The sequence below is a fragment of the Ruegeria sp. N8 genome (genome assembly GCF_056531325.1).
Genome location: NZ_JBQFLQ010000015.1, coordinates 1 through 18,720 on the forward strand (window position 1 = coordinate 1; position 18,720 = coordinate 18,720).

Annotated in this window: 17 protein-coding genes; 13 read left to right on the forward strand and 4 right to left on the reverse strand. The window is 53.1% G+C overall.

Going from position 1 to position 18,720, the window contains the following annotated elements; translation table 11 throughout:
- Positions 1-23: 23 nt before the first annotated feature.
- From ACR0C5_RS18470 to ACR0C5_RS18480, 3 genes are all read right to left on the reverse strand, one after another.
- Complete coding sequence (locus ACR0C5_RS18470) at positions 24-1,169, reverse strand: DUF6538 domain-containing protein (protein WP_480878324.1); 1,146 nt, start codon at positions 1,167-1,169, stop codon at positions 24-26.
- Between the two features lie 460 nt (positions 1,170-1,629).
- Positions 1,630-2,049: a DoxX family protein gene (locus ACR0C5_RS18475; RefSeq protein ID WP_170495826.1), complete on the reverse strand. Its 420-nt coding sequence runs from the start codon at positions 2,047-2,049 to the stop codon at positions 1,630-1,632.
- Positions 1,998-3,023 carry a helix-turn-helix domain-containing protein gene (locus ACR0C5_RS18480; protein ID WP_170536273.1) on the reverse strand — a complete coding sequence of 342 codons (1,026 nt, stop codon included), beginning with the start codon at positions 3,021-3,023 and terminating at the stop codon, positions 1,998-2,000. Before ACR0C5_RS18480 ends, ACR0C5_RS18475 begins: the two co-directional genes overlap by 52 nt.
- Before the next feature lie 184 nt (positions 3,024-3,207).
- Between ACR0C5_RS18480 and ACR0C5_RS18485 the strand changes: the two genes are divergently transcribed.
- From ACR0C5_RS18485 to ACR0C5_RS18545, 13 genes are all read left to right on the forward strand, one after another.
- The gene (locus ACR0C5_RS18485) at positions 3,208-4,599 is read left to right on the forward strand and encodes an amidohydrolase family protein (protein ID WP_170649422.1); all 1,392 of its coding nucleotides are present in this window, start codon (positions 3,208-3,210) and stop codon (positions 4,597-4,599) included.
- Positions 4,600-4,661: 62 nt separating this feature from the next.
- Positions 4,662-5,024: an amidohydrolase family protein gene (locus ACR0C5_RS18490; RefSeq protein ID WP_480878326.1), complete on the forward strand. Its 363-nt coding sequence runs from the start codon at positions 4,662-4,664 to the stop codon at positions 5,022-5,024.
- 7 nt (positions 5,025-5,031) lie between these two features.
- Positions 5,032-6,051, forward strand: a complete 1,020-nt coding sequence (locus tag ACR0C5_RS18495; RefSeq protein WP_480878328.1) for an amidohydrolase family protein — start codon at positions 5,032-5,034, stop codon at positions 6,049-6,051.
- A 72-nt stretch (positions 6,052-6,123) separates the two neighbouring features.
- The gene (locus ACR0C5_RS18500; protein WP_170536279.1) at positions 6,124-6,525 is read left to right on the forward strand and encodes a hypothetical protein; all 402 of its coding nucleotides are present in this window, start codon (positions 6,124-6,126) and stop codon (positions 6,523-6,525) included.
- Between the two features lie 227 nt (positions 6,526-6,752).
- On the forward strand, positions 6,753-7,811 hold the full coding sequence (locus tag ACR0C5_RS18505; protein WP_170649421.1) for a carbohydrate porin: 1,059 nt from the start codon (positions 6,753-6,755) through the stop codon (positions 7,809-7,811).
- 815 nt (positions 7,812-8,626) lie between these two features.
- Complete coding sequence (locus tag ACR0C5_RS18510; protein ID WP_480878331.1) at positions 8,627-9,832, forward strand: tyrosine-type recombinase/integrase; 1,206 nt, start codon at positions 8,627-8,629, stop codon at positions 9,830-9,832.
- Positions 9,833-10,026: 194 nt separating this feature from the next.
- Complete coding sequence (locus ACR0C5_RS18515; protein WP_170682525.1) at positions 10,027-10,488, forward strand: hypothetical protein; 462 nt, start codon at positions 10,027-10,029, stop codon at positions 10,486-10,488.
- Positions 10,489-10,544: 56 nt separating this feature from the next.
- Entirely contained in the window at positions 10,545-10,745 is a 201-nt protein-coding gene (locus ACR0C5_RS18520; RefSeq protein WP_170682526.1) for an AlpA family phage regulatory protein, read from the forward strand.
- Between the two features lie 160 nt (positions 10,746-10,905).
- Positions 10,906-11,859 (forward strand): DNA-primase RepB domain-containing protein, encoded by a 954-nt coding sequence (locus tag ACR0C5_RS18525; RefSeq protein ID WP_480878333.1) that lies wholly within the window; start codon positions 10,906-10,908, stop codon positions 11,857-11,859.
- The gene (locus ACR0C5_RS18530; protein WP_480878336.1) at positions 11,856-12,875 is read left to right on the forward strand and encodes an AAA family ATPase; all 1,020 of its coding nucleotides are present in this window, start codon (positions 11,856-11,858) and stop codon (positions 12,873-12,875) included. Before ACR0C5_RS18525 ends, ACR0C5_RS18530 begins: the two co-directional genes overlap by 4 nt.
- Before the next feature lie 236 nt (positions 12,876-13,111).
- Positions 13,112-13,495 carry a hypothetical protein gene (locus tag ACR0C5_RS18535; RefSeq protein WP_480878338.1) on the forward strand — a complete coding sequence of 128 codons (384 nt, stop codon included), beginning with the start codon at positions 13,112-13,114 and terminating at the stop codon, positions 13,493-13,495.
- A gap of 2 nt (positions 13,496-13,497) precedes the next feature.
- A complete protein-coding gene (locus ACR0C5_RS18540) occupies positions 13,498-13,866 on the forward strand; it encodes a hypothetical protein (RefSeq protein WP_480878340.1) in 369 nt (122 codons plus the stop codon).
- 372 nt (positions 13,867-14,238) lie between these two features.
- A complete protein-coding gene (locus tag ACR0C5_RS18545) occupies positions 14,239-17,652 on the forward strand; it encodes an AAA domain-containing protein (protein ID WP_480878342.1) in 3,414 nt (1,137 codons plus the stop codon).
- 229 nt (positions 17,653-17,881) lie between these two features.
- On the opposite strand, the gene ACR0C5_RS18550 is transcribed toward ACR0C5_RS18545, so the two are convergent.
- Entirely contained in the window at positions 17,882-18,301 is a 420-nt protein-coding gene (locus ACR0C5_RS18550) for a DUF3010 family protein (protein WP_480878344.1), read from the reverse strand.
- Between the last annotated feature and the right edge of the window lie 419 nt (positions 18,302-18,720).

Consider the following 18,720-nt stretch of genomic DNA (forward strand, 5'->3'; position numbering starts at 1 on the left):
TCAGAACGCGGCGTAGATTGAAACTACGGCGAGCCTGATCCTCCTAAGCCAATCAAACGCTCGTGTTCCAAATCATTCGATGACGGACAGACCACGTCTGCCGGGCACTCTACGGCTCTTAGACGATCCCGCATTGAGTGCCTGAAACCGTGCATGGTGTATCCCGCTGGGACAAGTTCCCTCATCCACTTGTTCAAGGCGGCACTAGCCGCATTGGCATTGGTGGTATCGGACCTGTTGTATCTTGGGAATGCGAACCGAGACGAGCCAGCTTCTTTGAGTATGCGCTGCGCTGCCCATCTAGCGTTTCCTTCAAGTGGTACATCACGCTCACTGTCCTGCGTCTTCAAACGACGCCATGGATGGTGGCGAACGCGAATTGAGAGAGAACCATCGTCCGCACAAATGAAGTCTTCTTTTCCCAGCCCAGCAGCCTCCGCAAGCCGCATGCCTGTGTCTGAAACCAAAGCCACCAACCAACGCAAGTCGTCATCAAGTTCCCTGCATTTCGCCTGAACGGTCACTATCGCTTCTCTAGGCAATGGGTTGCGGCCAGAGACTCCGGCGGAGCGGTCGTAGTAAACTCCTGAGAAAGGGTTGTGCAGCGAAAACCCCTGCTCACTCGCTGCGAAATTGGTTACGGCTCTGACTGTACCGAAAATCCTTGTGAGGCTGCTACCGGCGAGACCACGCGCGATGAGTGCGTCGCGGAACTTATTCGCGTCCGCTTTGGTATAGACTTCGAGGTGTTTGTCGCCACAGGCATCAATCACGTAGCCACACGCTCTCTGAGCGCCCCGGTGAAACGTCACGGGGCGTCCTTGGCCCTTTTGTGTAAGATAAATCTCGACTGCCTCAGACAACAGTACAGAGGCAGCAGAAGTCTCGTTCAGAACAACTGGTGTTACGGCGGAGTTGGCTGCGCCAAGACGCAACATGTGCTTTCCAGGCAGTTCTGTATCCTGCGACCTCAGGTGAAACCAATACTCATCCAGTTGATCAGCCGCTCTTCTTGCTCTCGTCGCCGCTACGTTTGCCGAGTGAGTACGCAAGGAATATGCGATCCGAGAAGACGAGTAGTAGCGGCAAAGCTCCTTGGGGATGCGGCGACTGAAGTAAAAAACACCCTCTTTCACGAAGGTGTACTTGGGTGAAATGGTCTCTGACATGGTCTGCGGCTCCAACCTGCTGTTAAAAGCTGGAGTGAAACCAAGGGTTTACCTGAGGAAGTGGTGCCCGGGGGCGGAATCGAACCACCGACACGAGGATTTTCAATCAGTCTGGTTTGACCCACATACCGCCACAAGCCGCCTCATCCAGCCACACTAACTTCTTGGCTTGATTGAGCTTCTAACTTGCATATCACCACATGCTGCCACAACGCTCCACACCTAACCACACGGGTGTCTGTCACCCATATGCTACCCAGACGCGCGTTCATAAACCAAAAGCGGACGCTCAGATAGACTGCGGCGAATGACTGCAACGAGCCCATTTTGACCGATGCTGCGCGATGTCCCAATGACAGCAATGCGCAGAAAGCGGACTTCGCAAATTCGAGAATAAAGGCCCGTTGTAGACGTTCCATCGCTGTCCTGGGGCTGCCTGGCATCGGTCGGGTGGCTGTCGTTACAGCACGTTTAGAAGTTTCGAATACTCAGCGCTCAAAACAAGAGCCGCAAGTGACCCTGTTATCGTCGCCGGTATACCCTGCTTCCAAGTATCGTACACTAGATGGCAAAATATCGCTCCGACAGATGTGCTTAGCAACGCAAGTGCTCCTAGCGGCCCGATCCAGGACGATTGAAACCAGATGGCGATTGCCCCGAAAAGTTCTCCGCATCCGACGAGGAACATGATCTGCCTGTTGAGGCCATAGCTTTCGAACATGCCCAACTGGATTTCAAAAATCTTCTTTTGCCACCCAAAAATCTTGATGGATGAAGCAAAGAGAAAAAATGCAGATAGAAGACCGATGGCGATGTTCAGGAGCAATGCTAGTCCTTCCGGTTTGATTTCTTGTAGGCTGCCGGAGATAGGCCCGTCCATTTACGAAACGCCCGAGAGAACGCTGTGGGGTCGGCATACCCGAGCCTTCGCGCTGTTTCGCCTACGGAAGTGTTGCCGTCGACGAGAAGGTTTTCAGCGGCATCCTGTCTTAAACTCGCAATCACCTGCGAGGCCGTCAGTCCATAGGGTTTCAGCCGGTTGTTAAGCGTTTCGCGATGAAAGCCACAAAGGCCGGCCAAGGCATCGACACCAAACTCCGGTTCAGCCAAATGCACCCGTATCAGTCCTTCTAATCCGGCAAGGAAATCCAGCGGCGCAGCCAGATCATCGTCCTTGACCCTGAGGCTTGACGGGTTTTCCAATGCCTCCTGTGTCAGTCTGTGGTTTAACCACTTGGACGGAAACCTGATTGAAAACCCCTGCGGCCCACACTGGATTGCTTTGACGCCATGAAATTGTTCGGGGAGCGTATCCGGATCACTGACTTGCAGAATGATCTGGTGGGGGTCCCATCTGAAATCCAGAACCCGATGCAACAGAGATATCCAGACGCTGGCCAGAAACGCATCTGCCTGTGCCGGCGAAACCGAGACAACAAAGTTTCGTCTGGCGTGGAAATACGCGTGCTCGTCTTCGACAAGCAGCGATTGGGTAACCGCATTGGATTCCTTGGAGACCGCCTGCGTGAACCTTGTGAAGAAGTCTCCGAGAGTCAGCGCGTCCTCCAACATGTCGCCAAGTGGCAGAAACCGAACAAGGTCGACGGATTGACCGACTTTGGCGCAGAACACCGGTGATGTGGCATCGGCCACAGCCTGAAAAATCCGGTAGACAGTGTCGTGTGGTACGAAATTCTGACGGTCCATCACCTGGGCTTCATTTAGTCCCAGAGAATCGAGGACGAACGCCGGTTCGATGCTCACATTGCGAAGGGCAGCGACAACGGGACCCGCAACGGACGCCCTGACGAGCGGCAGTGTCTTGTCCGATTTCTTGATACGTTCGCCGGTCATCGCGCCTCCTGTTCGTTGAAACTAGGACAGAGGCGCTGGAAACTTCCACCGAAAACGCGTCGAACCTTGCAGATTGCCAAAACTAATTTTCAACCGCTGACAAGGTGTCAGGCAATTTTTTGGCTCAGTCCCTAAACTCACATTGGGAACCCGACTTCTTTGATTCGCCGAAAGGAATGCAACGATGCTGTCGAAACTGGCCCAAGTTCTGAAGACGACGATCCTTGTCGCAGGTCTTTTATCTTCAACCCAAGCCGTTGCACAGGAGGAAAGTTTCCCAATCCTGTTTACCAACGTCAACGTTTTTGATGGTGTGAATGAGGCCTTGATCGAAGACGCAAATGTTCTGGTCGTCGATAACCTGATCGCCGAGGTCTCGACTGAGCCGCTTGCCGTCGCCAATGCGCAAATCATCGACGGTGGTGGGCGCACGCTGATGCCCGGAATGCATGACCAGCACGTTCATCTCTTGGTCTTCAATCCGCTCAGCGACGGATTGCGCCAGAACATCACTCCATTCCATCTTGGCGGCGTCGCCACTATCCGGTCCGAGCGCATTCTTATGAACGGGTTCACAACCGTGCGCGACCTTGGAGGACCGGCCAAGTCCATCGCCCGCATCATAGATACCGGAATGTTCCCAGGCCCGCGCATCTATTCCTCCGAAGCGTTTATCACCCAGACGTCCGGCCACGCCGATTTCCGCAAGCTGAACGACCGGCATCCGACACTCTCTGGACAAGGGCCGTCGCATTGGGTCGAAACGGACATGAGCTTTATCGCCGACGGACCTCAGCAAATCCGAATGGCCGTGCGTGAAAACCTGCGTCGCGGGGCAACCCAGATCAAGATCATGGTCAGCGGCGGGGTTACGTCCGAGTTCGACCCGCTGCACTCACTTCAGTACCAAGCTGACGAGATCCAGATGGCGGTCAAGACTGCCGCGCAATGGGGCACCTATGTCACCTGCCATGTGTTCACCGAACAGGCGATCCGCAACTGCATCGACAATGGTGCCAAAACGGTTGAGCACATCCCGTTCCTGACCAAGGAGGCTGCCGAGGTTATGGTCGAAAAGCAGATCATGTTCGCAACGGCGGTGGCCCCGGTCTACTCGGTGACGACTGAGCAGGCAGAAGCCTTTTACACTCCGGCGTCATTTGTGAAATGGAAAAGCGTGCGGGATGCTGCCGCCAATATGATCGAAGTGATCCAGACGACGCCGGGCATGATAGATCTCTACACTCTGGGCACAGACCTTGTGAACAATTGGGACCAGACGCTTGAGCAAGACAAGAAAATGAACGACGAAATCGGGTATCTGCACGAAGCGGGCTTTAGCCCGTATGACATATTGCGCATCGCAACTTCAAACGGCGCGCGCATGAACCGTCTTACAGGTTTGAACAATCCTTATCAGGACGGCCCGTTGGGTGTGGTTGAAGAGGGTGCGTACGCCGATCTTCTATTGGTCGACGGGAACCCGCTGGAGGACATCCTGCTGCTATCCGATCCCGACACCAATCTGAAGATCATCATGAAAGATGGCGTGATCTACAAGAACACACTCGACTGAGTGTCGCGTGGGGTGAACTTACCTCGGCACCCCGCGCACTAAATTTTAAAGGAGAGAAGGACATGAGTATTTCGACAAAGACGGCTGCCGTCGCGAGCCTCGTTTTTTGCACGGCCACTGCCGCATTTGCACAGGATACCCTACCGCAAACCCTGTTCACCAACGTCCATGTCTTTGACGGAGTAAATGAGGCGCGGATCGAGAACGCCAGCGTTCTGGTTGAAGGCAACTTGATCAAAGAAGTGTCCACCGAGGCAATCAACGCGCCTGGCGCGATTGTTGTGGATGGAGGTGGTCGCACATTGATGCCCGGGCTGATCGACAGCCACGTCCACCTGAACCTGACCGGTCTTTTCACAAGCTTTGGCGGCGCGGAATATGCGAGTTGGGACGGCGTCGGCGCGATGGCGGTCGCAAACGCGTGATTACCTAATGGATGGGTACACAACGGTTCGCGATGCCTGTGGCCAAGGCGATGCTATGAAAAAGCTGATCGATCAGGATGTCCTTGTCGGGCCTCGGATTTACCCGAGCGGTGCGTGCATCGGTCCACAATCTGGCCACACGGACTGGCGCAGCCCTCGTGCCCGGGCTGAAGGTGGCCCCGTCGCGCAGGTGGAAGAACTCAATCTCGCGGTCGTTGCAGACGGCGTAGACGAAATCAGAACAGCCGCGCGCCGGAACCTCAGCTATGGGGCCACGCAAATCAAGCTAACCGTCGGCGGCGGTGTTTCCTCGGAATTAGACCCGCTTTGGTCTGTGGGATACGGCGTGGAAGAAATAAAGGCGGCAGTCGACGTTGCGGCTTTTTTTGACACTTATGCTTTCACGCATGCCTACACGGACGAAACTGTCCAAATGGCACTGGATGCGGGCGTCAAGGTCATTGAGCACGGCCAGATGGTCACAGAAGAAACCGTGAAGCGCATGGCTGATGAAGGGATATTCTGGTCCCTCAACACCGCCGGGTTCTCACCGATCCTGTTTGAGCACCCCAACTTTGCACCGGGTACGCCAGCAGGCATCAAGCTTGCGGTTGCACATGACCAAAGCAAGGATCTCATCGCGCTTGTCAAGAAGTACAAACCCAAGGTCGTGCACAACGTTGATACAGTGCTGTCAACGCTCGATCAGGGGCGCGCGCATCGCGATTTCGAAAAGTACCAGTTTGCCGACTGGTTCGGGAATCATGCAATGCTGGTTTCGGCCACCTCGACGGCGGGCGAGTTGGCCCAGCTGACGGGGCAACGCAATCCTTATCCCGAAAAACTGGGCGTGATTCAAGCAGGAGCCTATGCCGATATCCTGATCGTTGATGGCAACCCGTTGGAAGATCTGTCCGTCTTAGGGGCCCAACCGAAATGGTTTGACGCGGAACCGCGTGAAGAAGGTTTCGATACCATCCGTGTCATCATGAAGGACGGCAAATTATACAAGAATACGCTGGAATAAATGGAAAGTAGGCTGGTCTATCTTTGATAACCCCATACGTCAGCCAGGAAACCATCCCTGAAAGGAAAGACTGTGAAACATCTCAGCCTTGGCGTCATTATGGCGTTCTGTGGTTCAATTGCCGCTGCTGAAGACGCCGAAAGCATGCGTACGTTTTTATTCATTGGCACGTCGAACAGTGCGGCCTGGGAGATGCAGATTGCCAATCCGGGGGATCGCGCTGCCTCGGTGAAGGGCGGGATCGAAGCGCTCGGCGGAGAGCTTTTGAGCTATTACTGGGGGCTTGGAAACGGGAAGAACTACATCACCGTTTCCCTGCCAGACGATCCAACCTTTATCCAGGCCTTCTATGTCAGCCGCCTCGGCGATGGCTTGTTGGATGACTACCAGATGATCGAATTGATGAGCAGCGCCGACATGGCTGTGGCGCTGGAACGTGTTCCCGAAATCAAAGCTGTGGATGACGTAGAGTGATTGGAGGTTTGTCGCACCAGAGATCGCACCTTCAACCACGACCGACCCTTGCCGCCGCGTATTTGAGCGCTTTTGCACTTTTTTGTGGTGCTGCTGATGCCCAGGAAAATGCTGCTCAGGCGAAACTGGAGGCCGCAGCCCAGGTTTCGTTGGGTGGCCCGGGATCAGCCAGTGCGCAACAGGAGCAAGACAGGCTGCGCAGACTTGAAGACTCACGATGGCCCGGTTTGGACCGTGCCATTGATCCAACCGAAACCGCTTTGGGTCGATTTCGGGAAAACACCGGATTGGCGCTCAGCTTTGATTACCAGGCGCTATACCAACGCAGTTCTCACAGCCTGACCGGGCAGGACGAATCTGCATCCGGTCAGCTCAGGATGATCGGGACGTGGGAATTGGTAGACCGGGGTGGTGAAAACTCGGGTAGCCTCGTCTTTATTTTGGAGAACCGACACCGGTTGGGCCAGTCCATTGCACCTTCAGCGCTTCCTGCGCAAATTGGATATCAAGGGGCAACCGCGGTCACGTTTGGGGACACGAACACGACCTTGTCGGTAGCTTACTGGCAACAAGCCTTCGCAAACGGACGCGGAGGAGTGGTGGCGGGTCGGATCGATCCGGGCGACTACTCTGACATTCTGGGTTACGTGAACCCACGAACGACCTTTTCGAACTTTTCAATCCTGTTTAGCCCGGTGTTGCCAATCCCCGATCCCGGTTTTGGTGTCACGGTCGGCGGCTATCTGACGGATCAGATTTACGCGTTAGGGGTGGTCAGCGACGCCAATGGGTCTCTCACAGACATTGAGTGGTTTTCCGGGGGTAGCGAATTTTACAAATACGCCGAGATCGGCTGGACGCCCGAAAAATCAAAACGATTTCTGACAAACGTTCATCTGGGGATGTTTCACACGGATGCGCGCCAACAAGTTGGCGTACCGGAAACATACGGAGCCACACTTTCTGCCAACCATACATTCGACAACCAACTGATGATCTTTGGACGGCTGGGATGGTCCAATGGCGGCGGTGCGTTGGCCAGGCGGGCAGTCAACGCAGGTTTGATGTGGCGACCTGGCACCTATGATGATCTCTTTGGCATAGCGGCCACTGTTGCTGAGCTGACGACACCAGGATTGCCCAATCAAACGACACTTGAAGCTTTCTACCGTTTGGACCTGGCTGACAATCTGGCGCTGACGGCAGACGTGCAATACTTGAAAAATCCCGGATCAAATTCGAACGATCCGCTGGTCTTAGGATTGAGACTGAGGGTTAATCTTTGATGCATGCCGCGTAGCAGTTTCCGTTCTGGCTTCATTTTGGTCGGAATGGCAGGGGGCGGCACGTGAGTGGGTTGCCCCCAACTATTAGGGCAATTGTAGGCTCAGCCGTTGCAAACAGAACAGGACGAAATTTCCGCATCTCGAAAATTGCAAAGTCTAGTTTCGAATGTCCGGTTTGGGCTGAGACCAGTCATCAGAAAGCGATGAGCCTACGGCAACTTTGTCCCCTGAAGCGGTCGTTGCAACCAAGCAAAACGACTGTCCGCTTTTGGTGTTCGAAGTCCGACTAATCGCAACAGACAACAATGTTAGTAAAGTCGTATATTGATCAGAATTCTTAGACCGTGACGCCGTGTGGACAAAATACCCCCATTTCTACCCCCGAAATTTTTTGCTTCTACTTTCAGGGGGTTCGGTGTTTAGTTTGATTCCGTGTTTGGGAAACGAATTGAGAGCACTGTTGTCGCGGATAAACTTCGATAAGCGCGCTTATGTTAACTGCTGGAACGGTTTCGCAGAAACTAAACGCACACGCCATTCGGCCCATTGAAACGGCCATTTTTTAAAGGCCCAAAAGTCCATCGAACTCTCCCCACAGATTTGTCCGTAGGTCACGGCAGGAATTTCCAAAATTTGAGAATCGGGTCTTGTTTAGCCAAGGCTATGTCCCTTTTGTCCTGATCTGACGAACTCCACATTCCGCCACATACCACCACATCCCGCCACATCTGCGGCGCAGACAACCCTATGTTTTTTAGAATATAATTTTGACTGTCACCCATGAGATTAGGCGACTGTCAGATTATATATCTTGTATGAAAAAGAAACTCACTGCCCGCTTCGTCGATACCGTCACAGCCCCCGGCCCCAAGCGCCTTGAAGTGTACGATCAAACACTCTCTGGCTTCGGTGTCCGGGTATCGACATCGGGTCACAAGACTTGGTTTTGCGCTCCTCGAGTGAACGGTCGCGTTAAACGGGTGAAGATTGGCACCTACCCTGCCCTGTCGCTGTCCGAGGCGCGTCAGAAAGCGCAGGAAACACTGCGCGACATACAGCTTGGGATCGTTCAAGAGCCTGCATGCCCAACGCTCGGTGAAATCGTTCCACAGTTCATCGATCTTTATGCAAAGCCGCGTAATCGAGGCTGGCTCACGCAACAACGTCTGCTGACACACCACTGGAAACCACTATTCGACATGCCGGTAGATCAGATCAAACGCCAAGACGCAGTACGTGTTTTGGACAATCTTGTTGCCGGTTCATCGGCTGGCTCCGCGAACAATGCGATGGCCGTTTTCAAGAAGCTTATGAACTGGTGTGTCGATCGTGGCGTTATCGCGAGCAATCCAATTGCTGGTCTGAAAACACCGCGCAAACCAGTGGCGCGCGATCGCGTGTTGACCGACGACGAATTGCAATTGCTTTGGGCTGCAACAGAACGCGATCAATATCCATTCGGCCCGCTTGTGCAGTTGCTCATACTCACCGGCCAGCGTCGCGCCGAAGTCTCCGAGATGCGATGGTCTGAAATCAACCTGAACGATGCGATGTGGACGATTCCTGCCGAACGCGCGAAAAACGGAATTGCGCATGATGTACCACTGTCGCCGCAGGTCATTAGCATTCTTCACGGCTTGCCCCGCTTCACCGGTTCCGACTATGTGTTTACGACGACTGGCACCACTCCTGTCTCGGGGTTTGGGCGATTGAAAAAGCGCCTCGATCGCGAAGTCGGCTTCGACGATTGGTGGTTTCACGATCTGCGCCGAACGGCTGCTTCAGGCATGGCGCGCATCGGCGTTGCGCCACATGTCATCGAAAAAGTGCTCAACCATAAATCAGGTATCATTTCTGGCGTCGCTGCCGTGTATAACCGTTACTCATACGCAGATGAAAAACGCGAGGCACTCGAGCAATGGGCTCAACAGGTAATGCAGCCTTTCCCAAACTCTGGAGGCAAATCTGCGCGCAACATGTCAACGAATATCGCGTTCGACTCCGCGTGGCCGCAAACCTAATCGGGTTCTTTGAATTTCCATACGGGTGGACGTGGGATGAGTACCGTAGCCTTAGTAGAGAAGACTCGGCGAGCTACGAAGAAAATGCCCGGAAAACTCTGAGAGACATTTTAACTGCAGAGACGAATACTGCGCGAGACGATCGCCTGGTAACCAATGCTAAGCACTTCCGCCGACATCGGGCGGAGCACATATTGAGGAAAGCATTTGATCGAGGATCCACAAGAATCTACGAGGGTTCTCTTGCCGTTCCTGATGCGCCCTCGGAATTCGGGCGAAAAGTGCAACCGCTTGATGCAAAGGATCGACAAGTCTTCCGCATCGAGGAGTCCCAAATTGGGTTCCGCCAGTGGTCACGTCGAGTTTGCCTAGTGGATGCGATCGACTTGATCGAAATGCTAGAATCTTCCCACGAAAAACGTGGTACTCCGAAAAGGTTTGATCATGCGAGCATAGAGTTGTGGCTGCGGCGATCAATTGAGGCTTGCGGCGTACCGGTCAACGGCGCGGAACGAATTCGCGCGCTGCAAGAATGGTATGCGGCAAAACTTGACCGGGAGGGCAGAGAGCCACCTGAGAAGCACTGCCGCGAAACGCTGACTCGGCTCGGCAAGGAGTACAGTTACGTCAAAAAAAATAACACTTTTCGACTTTGATCTTAAGCCGACCACCGACGCATCCTTGTGCCATGGAAAATTGGAACTGGCACAGCATGGGAGAAGGTGAACACCACCCACTTACCCTCATCGATCACGACGGTCTTCGCGCGCTTGGGCTCAAGTACTCTAAGTGGACGCTCAAGAGATGGGAAAACCAAGGAATGTTCCCGAAGCGCTATCGAATCAACGGTGGCAGAGCACACTGGCGGCTCTCGGAGATCGAAAAGTGGATGGCGTCGCTGCCAACTGAGTGATCGCAAACATGCGTCCTGATGACTGGTATATGGCACATCATGGCACTGCGCATTTCATCGAGTTGAGTGGTTAATCGTCATTGATTAACGTTTCAACGTCACATCGACACTAATCTCGGGCGATTACCCTGTAAGTCACTGAAACTAAAGGAGTACGAACATGCCTCGGCGCATGAACAATGAAGCTCGTCTTCGTGGCTGGAAAGCCAAAGCGTCCGAATTCTTGTTGTCTACCTGGGAGGATCACGAGAATGGCAACTGCGTTTTTGTTGGGACAAAGGACGTGCATTTTGGAAGGTGGCGCGAGCATGCATTTGAGCTTCCAGTCAGTCGTCAAAAACTCAAAGACTTCCTAGACAAATATCCACGCTCGGAGTTCGATCTTTATTTCTGTGCCAATCCGTTTGACCGTAATGCGCGCAATCGTGCGAATGCCCTGCCAACGTTCTATGCTTGTGTCGATGTCGATGAGGCTCCGCTCGAGAGCTTTGAGCCACCACCATCAATCGCTTGGAGTACTTCGCCGGGGCGCACCCAAGCGATATGGAAGTTTGAGCGACCGTTAGCTGTCCCTCACGCAGAACAGATTGCCCGTAATCTCGCCTATGACTTTGGTGCCGATCGGAACGGCTGGAGCGTCACGAAGTACCTCCGCATACCAGGCACGTTCAACCACAAACCGCAATATGCAAAACCAACAGTCCAGCTTGTCAAAGGTCTGCATGCTTTACCCAAAGATGGTCTCAAGCCCCCAGATTTTGTCGAAGGGCCAACCCGGATGATCCGCAAAAGTAAACCCACTGCTCGCTCCAGTGGAAAGTATCGGGCCCTTCCCGAAGGCGACCAGTATCGCCGAAAGGTTCAGGCAAAACACTCCGGTGCTTTGACCATGATGCCACGCGTGCTTCTTGGGCACGACAAAGTGCTTTACCCAGACAAAAGCGACGCCATATTTGCAATGGTAGTAGGTCTCTTTGAAGCCGGTGCCAAGCGGCGCGAGATTGCAACCGCAATCTGGAACAGCGTCTACTTCATCAACAAGCATGGTCGCAACCGGCCGGCTCTGGAGGCCGAGCTTACCCGTATCATTGATAAGCTGGGCTCAGATAAATGACAAAGCCGAGCCATTCATCGAGCGCGCGCCCAAAGGCAACAACGCGCCAAAAACGAAAGCGCAAAAAGCCAGCGCAAACAGACCTACAGCAATACGGATTCGAACCGACGTCCGCACAGCAACTGCAATCAAAGGAGTTTCCTCCTTTGCGGTTTGCGGTCGATGGTTTCATTGCAGAGGGGGTAACTATCTTGGCGGGTAAGCCCAAAGTCGGCAAATCTTGGATGGCGCTTGACCTAGGCCTGGCCATTGCATCCGGGAGAGATGCATTTGGGTCGGTAAAATGTGATCATGGCCACGTGCTTTATCTCGCATTGGAGGACAACGAGCGACGTCTCCAGCGGCGCATACAAGATCTCACAGAAAGTGGCGAGGTTTGGCCATCGAAATTGGAGCTTGCAACGGTTGCCCAACGCCTCGACGAAGGCCTGATTGAGGGCATCGAAAGCTGGATCGTCGCCCATGATCCGGCACTGATCATCATAGACACGTTTGCGAAAGTCAGGCCTCCGACGGGAGGTGAAGGAAAGTACGACGCTGACTACGCCGCGCTTGCCCCGCTCCAAAAACTTGCCGGAGAAACGGGAGTTTCCATTCTTGTCGTGCATCATCTGCGAAAACTGCCCGGCGAAGATCCCTTTGACATGATTTCAGGCAGCACCGGCCTAACTGGTGCAGTCGACGCTGCGCTCATACTCTATAGAGGTTCGCAGGGAACAACGCTTTACGGTCGCGGACGAGAGATCGAAGAGATCGAGAAAGTGGTTGAGTTCGATCGCGGCAAATGGCGCGTCTTGGGTGATGTCGACGACGTCAGACGCTCGGCGGAGAGAAAGGAAATCATTGAAGTTCTAGAGAACTCCGACGAGCCACTTGGACCCAAAGAAGTTGCAGAAGAGTTGGGAAAGGATCCAGGAAACATCAAGCAACTCCTCTTCAAGATGGTTAAGTCCGGCGAAGTCAGTAAAAAGGGACACGGGAAATATGTCACCGCCGCAACGTCTTCGAAGCAGTGATAACATCGATAACTTAGTAACTTTCGCGTCGAATATTCGTTATCAAGTTATCGAAGTTATCGGGGTTCAATCGGCATTTGGTGCAAGGATTCTTGCCGGTACTTTTGAACCCGAAGCGTCTAAACGATGGCATTCCAGGGCCAATTTCAATACTGGCAAACGGTTTAGAGCGCACTAGCAATCGCTTATCATCCCTTCAATTCCTTTTGTGGTCACAAAGTAGGGACACGCGGGAGATGGCGATACCAGCGCATGAACCGACCGACGATCAACGGCACATTGTCGAAGTGCTGGTGGCGGGCGGCACACCCAAGACGATCATCGCGAAGGCACTGGGTATTGGTATGAAAACGCTACAGCGGCACTACCGAGAGGAATTGGACAGCGGTTTGGAACTAGCAAACGCCAAGGTCGTGCGGCGGCTGTTTCGGTTGATCGAACAGGGGTCAACGCCAGCGGCGATATTCTGGCTGAAGACTCGCGCGGGGTGGAAAGAAGGGCAGAAGGTCGAGATCGAGCAGAAAGAAACACCGCAAGCGTACGATTTCACAAAGCTATCGCATCAGGAACGCGCTGATTTACGCGCAAAGTTGGAAGCCGTTGTCGGGCGGAGGAACTAGGCATGAACGATTTCATTCAGCACATTATCTTGCCAGCCACAACGGGCGGCGACGTGATCCTTATCGCACAAGTTGAGAGTAATGAGTCCAAAACCAGCGTATCACTTGTTACAGCGGACAACCGGAAACCTAAAGTGAAGGCTACGATTGAGCGCGTATTGGTGCACTACCCTTTTGCGAAGAGGATACGCGTTATGTGTCCTACCGATCTCGGCCTTGTAGCTCGCTACACTTTTAAATTGATTGGCGGTACGTGGGTGGAACAAGCGCCCGCTCCAAGGAGATCGATTCGTCGGATAAGTTCATTAGAGCAACGAGAATTCGTGCTAAATCTTTTGCTTGGCGCAACTGAGCCGACGAACAGCGATTAATCTTTGGCAAATCTGCTGTTTAGCTATAGGCGCTGAGATCGCCGCTGAGACGCATCCCGGCAATTTGACGATCATACTCCTGCAAAGCAACGCTCCGGCGATCCTGGCGCGTTGGGATGGCGCAGATCGTGTAATCCGGTGGTTATATCGCTTCGCGCGCGACGACGTGCAAACGTTAGATCCACGTGCCGCTAATTGAGCGCATTCAATTTATCCATTAAAGGTACGCTACCCCTTACGCGCCATAATCTTTGCAAAACAGTGCGCTAGCGTTTCAAATCAGAATATCCGTTCGAGTCGCCGACTTTACTCGTCATTGGCTCGAAGCTTCATAGAACCAACCGCATAAGCCAACAGCGATAACAGTCAATCATGGACAAAGACGCAGAGAAGATCCTTAAATACTGGCGTGTTTCGCTGGCCGACAGTGCGTTGGGGGACGGCAAGTTCACCCAAAGAGACCGAAAGCGGTTCATTGAGGTATCCGGCGAGACGGTCCGTTCCGGAAAACTCCCGGACCAGGTGCTAGATAGGGTTTTTGGTGGACAGAAGTCAGCGAAGAGCGTCGCGGTACGATTTTGGCCACTTGTGATGGCTCGAAAGTCCTCTCACGCATCTTCGCGTGTCGATGGGCTGCCTGAGATCGTCGCGCCAGTTGTGACGGAAGCAACAGTTGAGCGTGATGGGCATATTATACCATTGCGAAACGCTCTCGCCCGAGATGTCTTGTCACCCCTTCCATCCGGCGAGTTCTCAATCGGTAGCGTCGAAGACCTCGATGATTTTCTAACCGAGACGCCATTGCCGGACATGATCGCAGAAGGTGCATGGCAAGAATACTTGGGCCATTGCCGTAAGATGGTTGATGCGGTTGCAGAGGGTTGGCCGAATGGCGACGAAGATTACCAGTCAATGGGCTTTGGTTTCCTCGAGTTAGCCGAAGATGCCAGTGCCACGATCCGCAATATTGTTGATCTGTACGACAAGTTGGCGAGTGACAAGCCGAACTTACCACTATTGAGACAAGTCGCTGCGCCTCGCACAACGGTATCCCCTGCGGACTCTAAAGTAGAGAGTGAATTCGGACGCCGCCTTGGCCATTCCAATCCGCACTTCCCACTATCCGAGCATCAGCGCCAAGTTTTGGCCTACCTTGATGCATCATCCACTGGAGAAGTTATCGCAGTAAACGGGCCGCCTGGGACGGGCAAAACGACAATGCTGCTATCCGCGGTCGCAAGCCTCTGGATCAAGGCAGCGCTCAAAGGCGGGGATGCTCCGATCATCATAGCAGCATCCACCAACAACCAGGCGGTAACAAACATCATTGACGCCTTTGGGAAGGACTTCGCCACGGGCGATGGACCATTTGCCGGGCGATGGCTCCCGGGTATCGAGAGTTTCGGAATCTTCCTTCCGTCGCATTCTCGCAAGTTGGAAGCAGCGAGGAAGTATCAAACAGAGGATTTTCAGACAGCATGCGAGAGCGTCGAGTATTTTACCCAAGCTAAGGAGAAATACCTTGAGGCGGCACAGGTCGCTTTTCCTGATCTGTTAGAAGCTCGCGTAGAGCTCGTTGTCGACGCCATTCAGTTTGAAATGGCAAAAGAGGCAAAGAAGCTGTCTGACCTGGACCAGGCCGCCGAAAACTTCACAGAGGCAAAAGAAGAGGTGAAGACTGTCCTGGGCGAGAACCCTCAAGAAGCGGAAAAGGGTCTAGCTGAAGTGGCTGCCGAAGCACAGCAATATGGCAAACGGCTCAAGTCAGCCAAAACTGCCTTGGAAGCGCATCTCGCAGCAGAGTCTACATTCTCAGCGCTTATCAGTTTTCTGCCAGCGATCAAAAAGAAGCGGGTGCTATCAGCCCAACAATCGATCCAAGAATTCATGCCGGATGCCGGCGGATTCAATCGTGTTGCGGATTTAGAAACTCATGTCACTCAAAGCCTTCGCTCTGCCGAGCTTTCTACGAAGCAGGCTAAAACAGACCTAGAAAAGGCTCGTCGTCTTCGTTCAGCGCTCGCGAAAGCTGATAACCAATTGGATCGCGCAAAAAAAGCTGTTGGCGATACCTTGGAAGACTTTAGTTTGGAGAGCGCCGCCGATCTCGGCATTCGCTTTAGGCTCTTTCTGTTAGCGACCCACTATTGGGAAGGACGTTGGTTGCTCGCTATGGAAGAAGACCTCGCGGGCATCACTGGATCATCAAACAAGAGGGGCAAGGCGACGCTTGTTCCTCGTTGGCACAGACGCATGATGCTAACACCTTGTGCCGTTGCTACATTCGCCAGCTTGCCAGGAAAACTAACGTACAGTCGCAAGACCGGAGGAAAATGGGCGAAAGACTATCTGTATGACTTCATAGATCTGCTGATTGTGGATGAGGCTGGGCAAGTCTTGCCGGAAGTCTCCGGGGCTAGCTTTTCTCTTGCGAAACGTGCTCTTGTGATTGGAGACACCCAGCAGATTGAACCCATCTCATCCGTACCGAAGCCCGTAGACGTCGGGAACCTACGCGAGGTTGGGCTGCTCCAAAACGATGAAGATTGGAGTGAGTTGTCGGATAGAGGCTTTTGCACGACATCTGGCAGCACCATGCGGATTGCACAGGAAGCCTGCAAGGTTTCACCATATGCCGAACTTGAGAAAGGACTGTACCTCTTTGAACATCGGCGCTGCTATGACGAGATCATAGGCTACAGCAATGCACTTTGCTACAAAGGCAAACTGCGTCCTCTTCGAGGCCCCGTTCCCGCTGACGCCAAATTGCCGGGATTGGGATACTTGCACGTAGATGGACGAGCAATTCGACTGGGAAGTAGTCGCGCAAATTTGCTTGAAGCTCGGACGATTGCTGCGTGGCTGAACGCCAATAGATCGGAATTAGAAAGCCGCTACCAGGCGCGCCTTGAGCAAATCGTAGGTGTGGTGACGCCATTTGGCCGACAAGTACGTGAAATTCGAACAGCCTGTGCGAACAGAGGTATCTCCGTCGATTTGCGCGATGGTATGACAATCGGCACGGTTCATTCACTACAGGGTGCCGAGCGACCAGTGGTTATTTTCTCCCCTGTTTACTCGAAACATGCAGATGGCAATTTCATCGACACCTCGGCTAGCATGCTCAATGTTACTGTGTCTCGCGCCAAAGACAGTTGTCTTGTCTTCGGCGACATGGACGTTCTGGCGACTGCCGCTCCGGGATCACCCCGCTCGATGCTTGGGGATTTTCTGTTCCGCTCAACAGACAATGCGCTTGAGTTTGAGACAGAGCCGAGGAGCGATCTGCAGGAAGAAAGTGGCGAGCTCCAGATGCTTCGCGATGCTGCTGAGCACGATGCGTTCCTAATAGATGCCCTCGCTGGTAACGGGCACCGATACTCGATCGTCAGTCCGTGGATCATTGCGCGTACAATGGAGAATGTCGGCTTTTTAACAGCATTCGAGAAGGCGGTAAGTCGAGGTGCTAGCATAGATATATTCTCAGACCCCCTTCTAAACTCCAATACAGCGAGTGATGGTCAAACCCAGATGTCATTGGCAAAAGATACCCTAACCAAGATCGGTGTACGACTTCACGAAGTACCTCGGTTGCATAGCAAGATTGTTGCAGTAGACGACGACTTGTTGGCAATTGGCTCCTACAACTGGCTCAGCGCAGATCGCCACGGCAAGTACGCGCGCCATGAGACTTCATTTGTTTACAGAGGTCAGCACTTGGAACCTGAGATCAAAACGATCTTTCAAAGCCTCGGAGGCCGAGAAAATAGCAACATGGACCGATAGGACCCATTGTTTTGATAAGCATTCGAGTGGAGACACGAAAATGTTAGATCCACGTGTCGTTAGATAGCCGAACCCCATTTACCCATTCTATTCAACCCACTAAGAAAGATAAGGTAGCTTCGCTGTTTCTCGTTGGGTGACGTATGGGTGACAATCTCTAGATTTCGATTGTCGCCAATTGCCAGCATTACAGACCGCAATAACCCGAACGCCTAGCCAAGATCTGACATTAGCCCTTGGCCAATGTATAAGCACCAGAAAGAAAGGCGTTCTTTAAATAGACCGGCAGCTTCTCGGGATACTCTTTCACTTCCTTCTTGGCGAAATTGGACAAAGCCACCGGATTGACGAACCTAGTGCGACATCCTTCTGTAAGTTGGATCAGAGTCTCGATTTTGAAAGAGACCGCACCGCCTGCCATACGGCCTTTCTTTGCGCGCGTTTTGATCGCAAATGTTCCAACCTCGTTTTCGCGAGCAAACTCATCAAGTGCGGCCATGAATGAACGCAAATCTGCCTCGGATGTATCATCCTCGAGTTCAATCCTTGTGGTCTTCGGTCGGAGCATCTTCACCTTGCCCTCGTCATCCAGGTCGACAACGGCAAGCCGAACCTCTTGTGCCGATATCTCGCAACCGCATACTCTCATACGTCATTCCTTTGTTTGACAGTTCCTCACTACCACCTTCCGGACCAGAATATATGCCACCGATACCGGTGTCCGCGCCTTATCGCAGTCTACAAGCTAAGTCACTCAGATCCGCAATGCCTGGCATAGGCAAGACGGTTGAAGGCAGTCATGCCGCGCCTAAGAGCCCAAAAGTCCAGCCCCCCCCCTACAAGGTTTTCCGTAGGTGCCGAGAGGATTTTCTTAGGCTTCGTAATCGAGCCCACACAAGCGAGTTTTAGGTTGGGTGTAGCTCGGAAGTCCGCGAAACAACAAAAACATCAAAGCAGACGTCAAAAAACCACATTTCGACTTGCACTAAGCCAACCTAAAAATTGCTAATTACACAGCATTGTCACAGTGTTTCTAAAATGATGTAAACGGCTTAGTGTGTGAGAAAT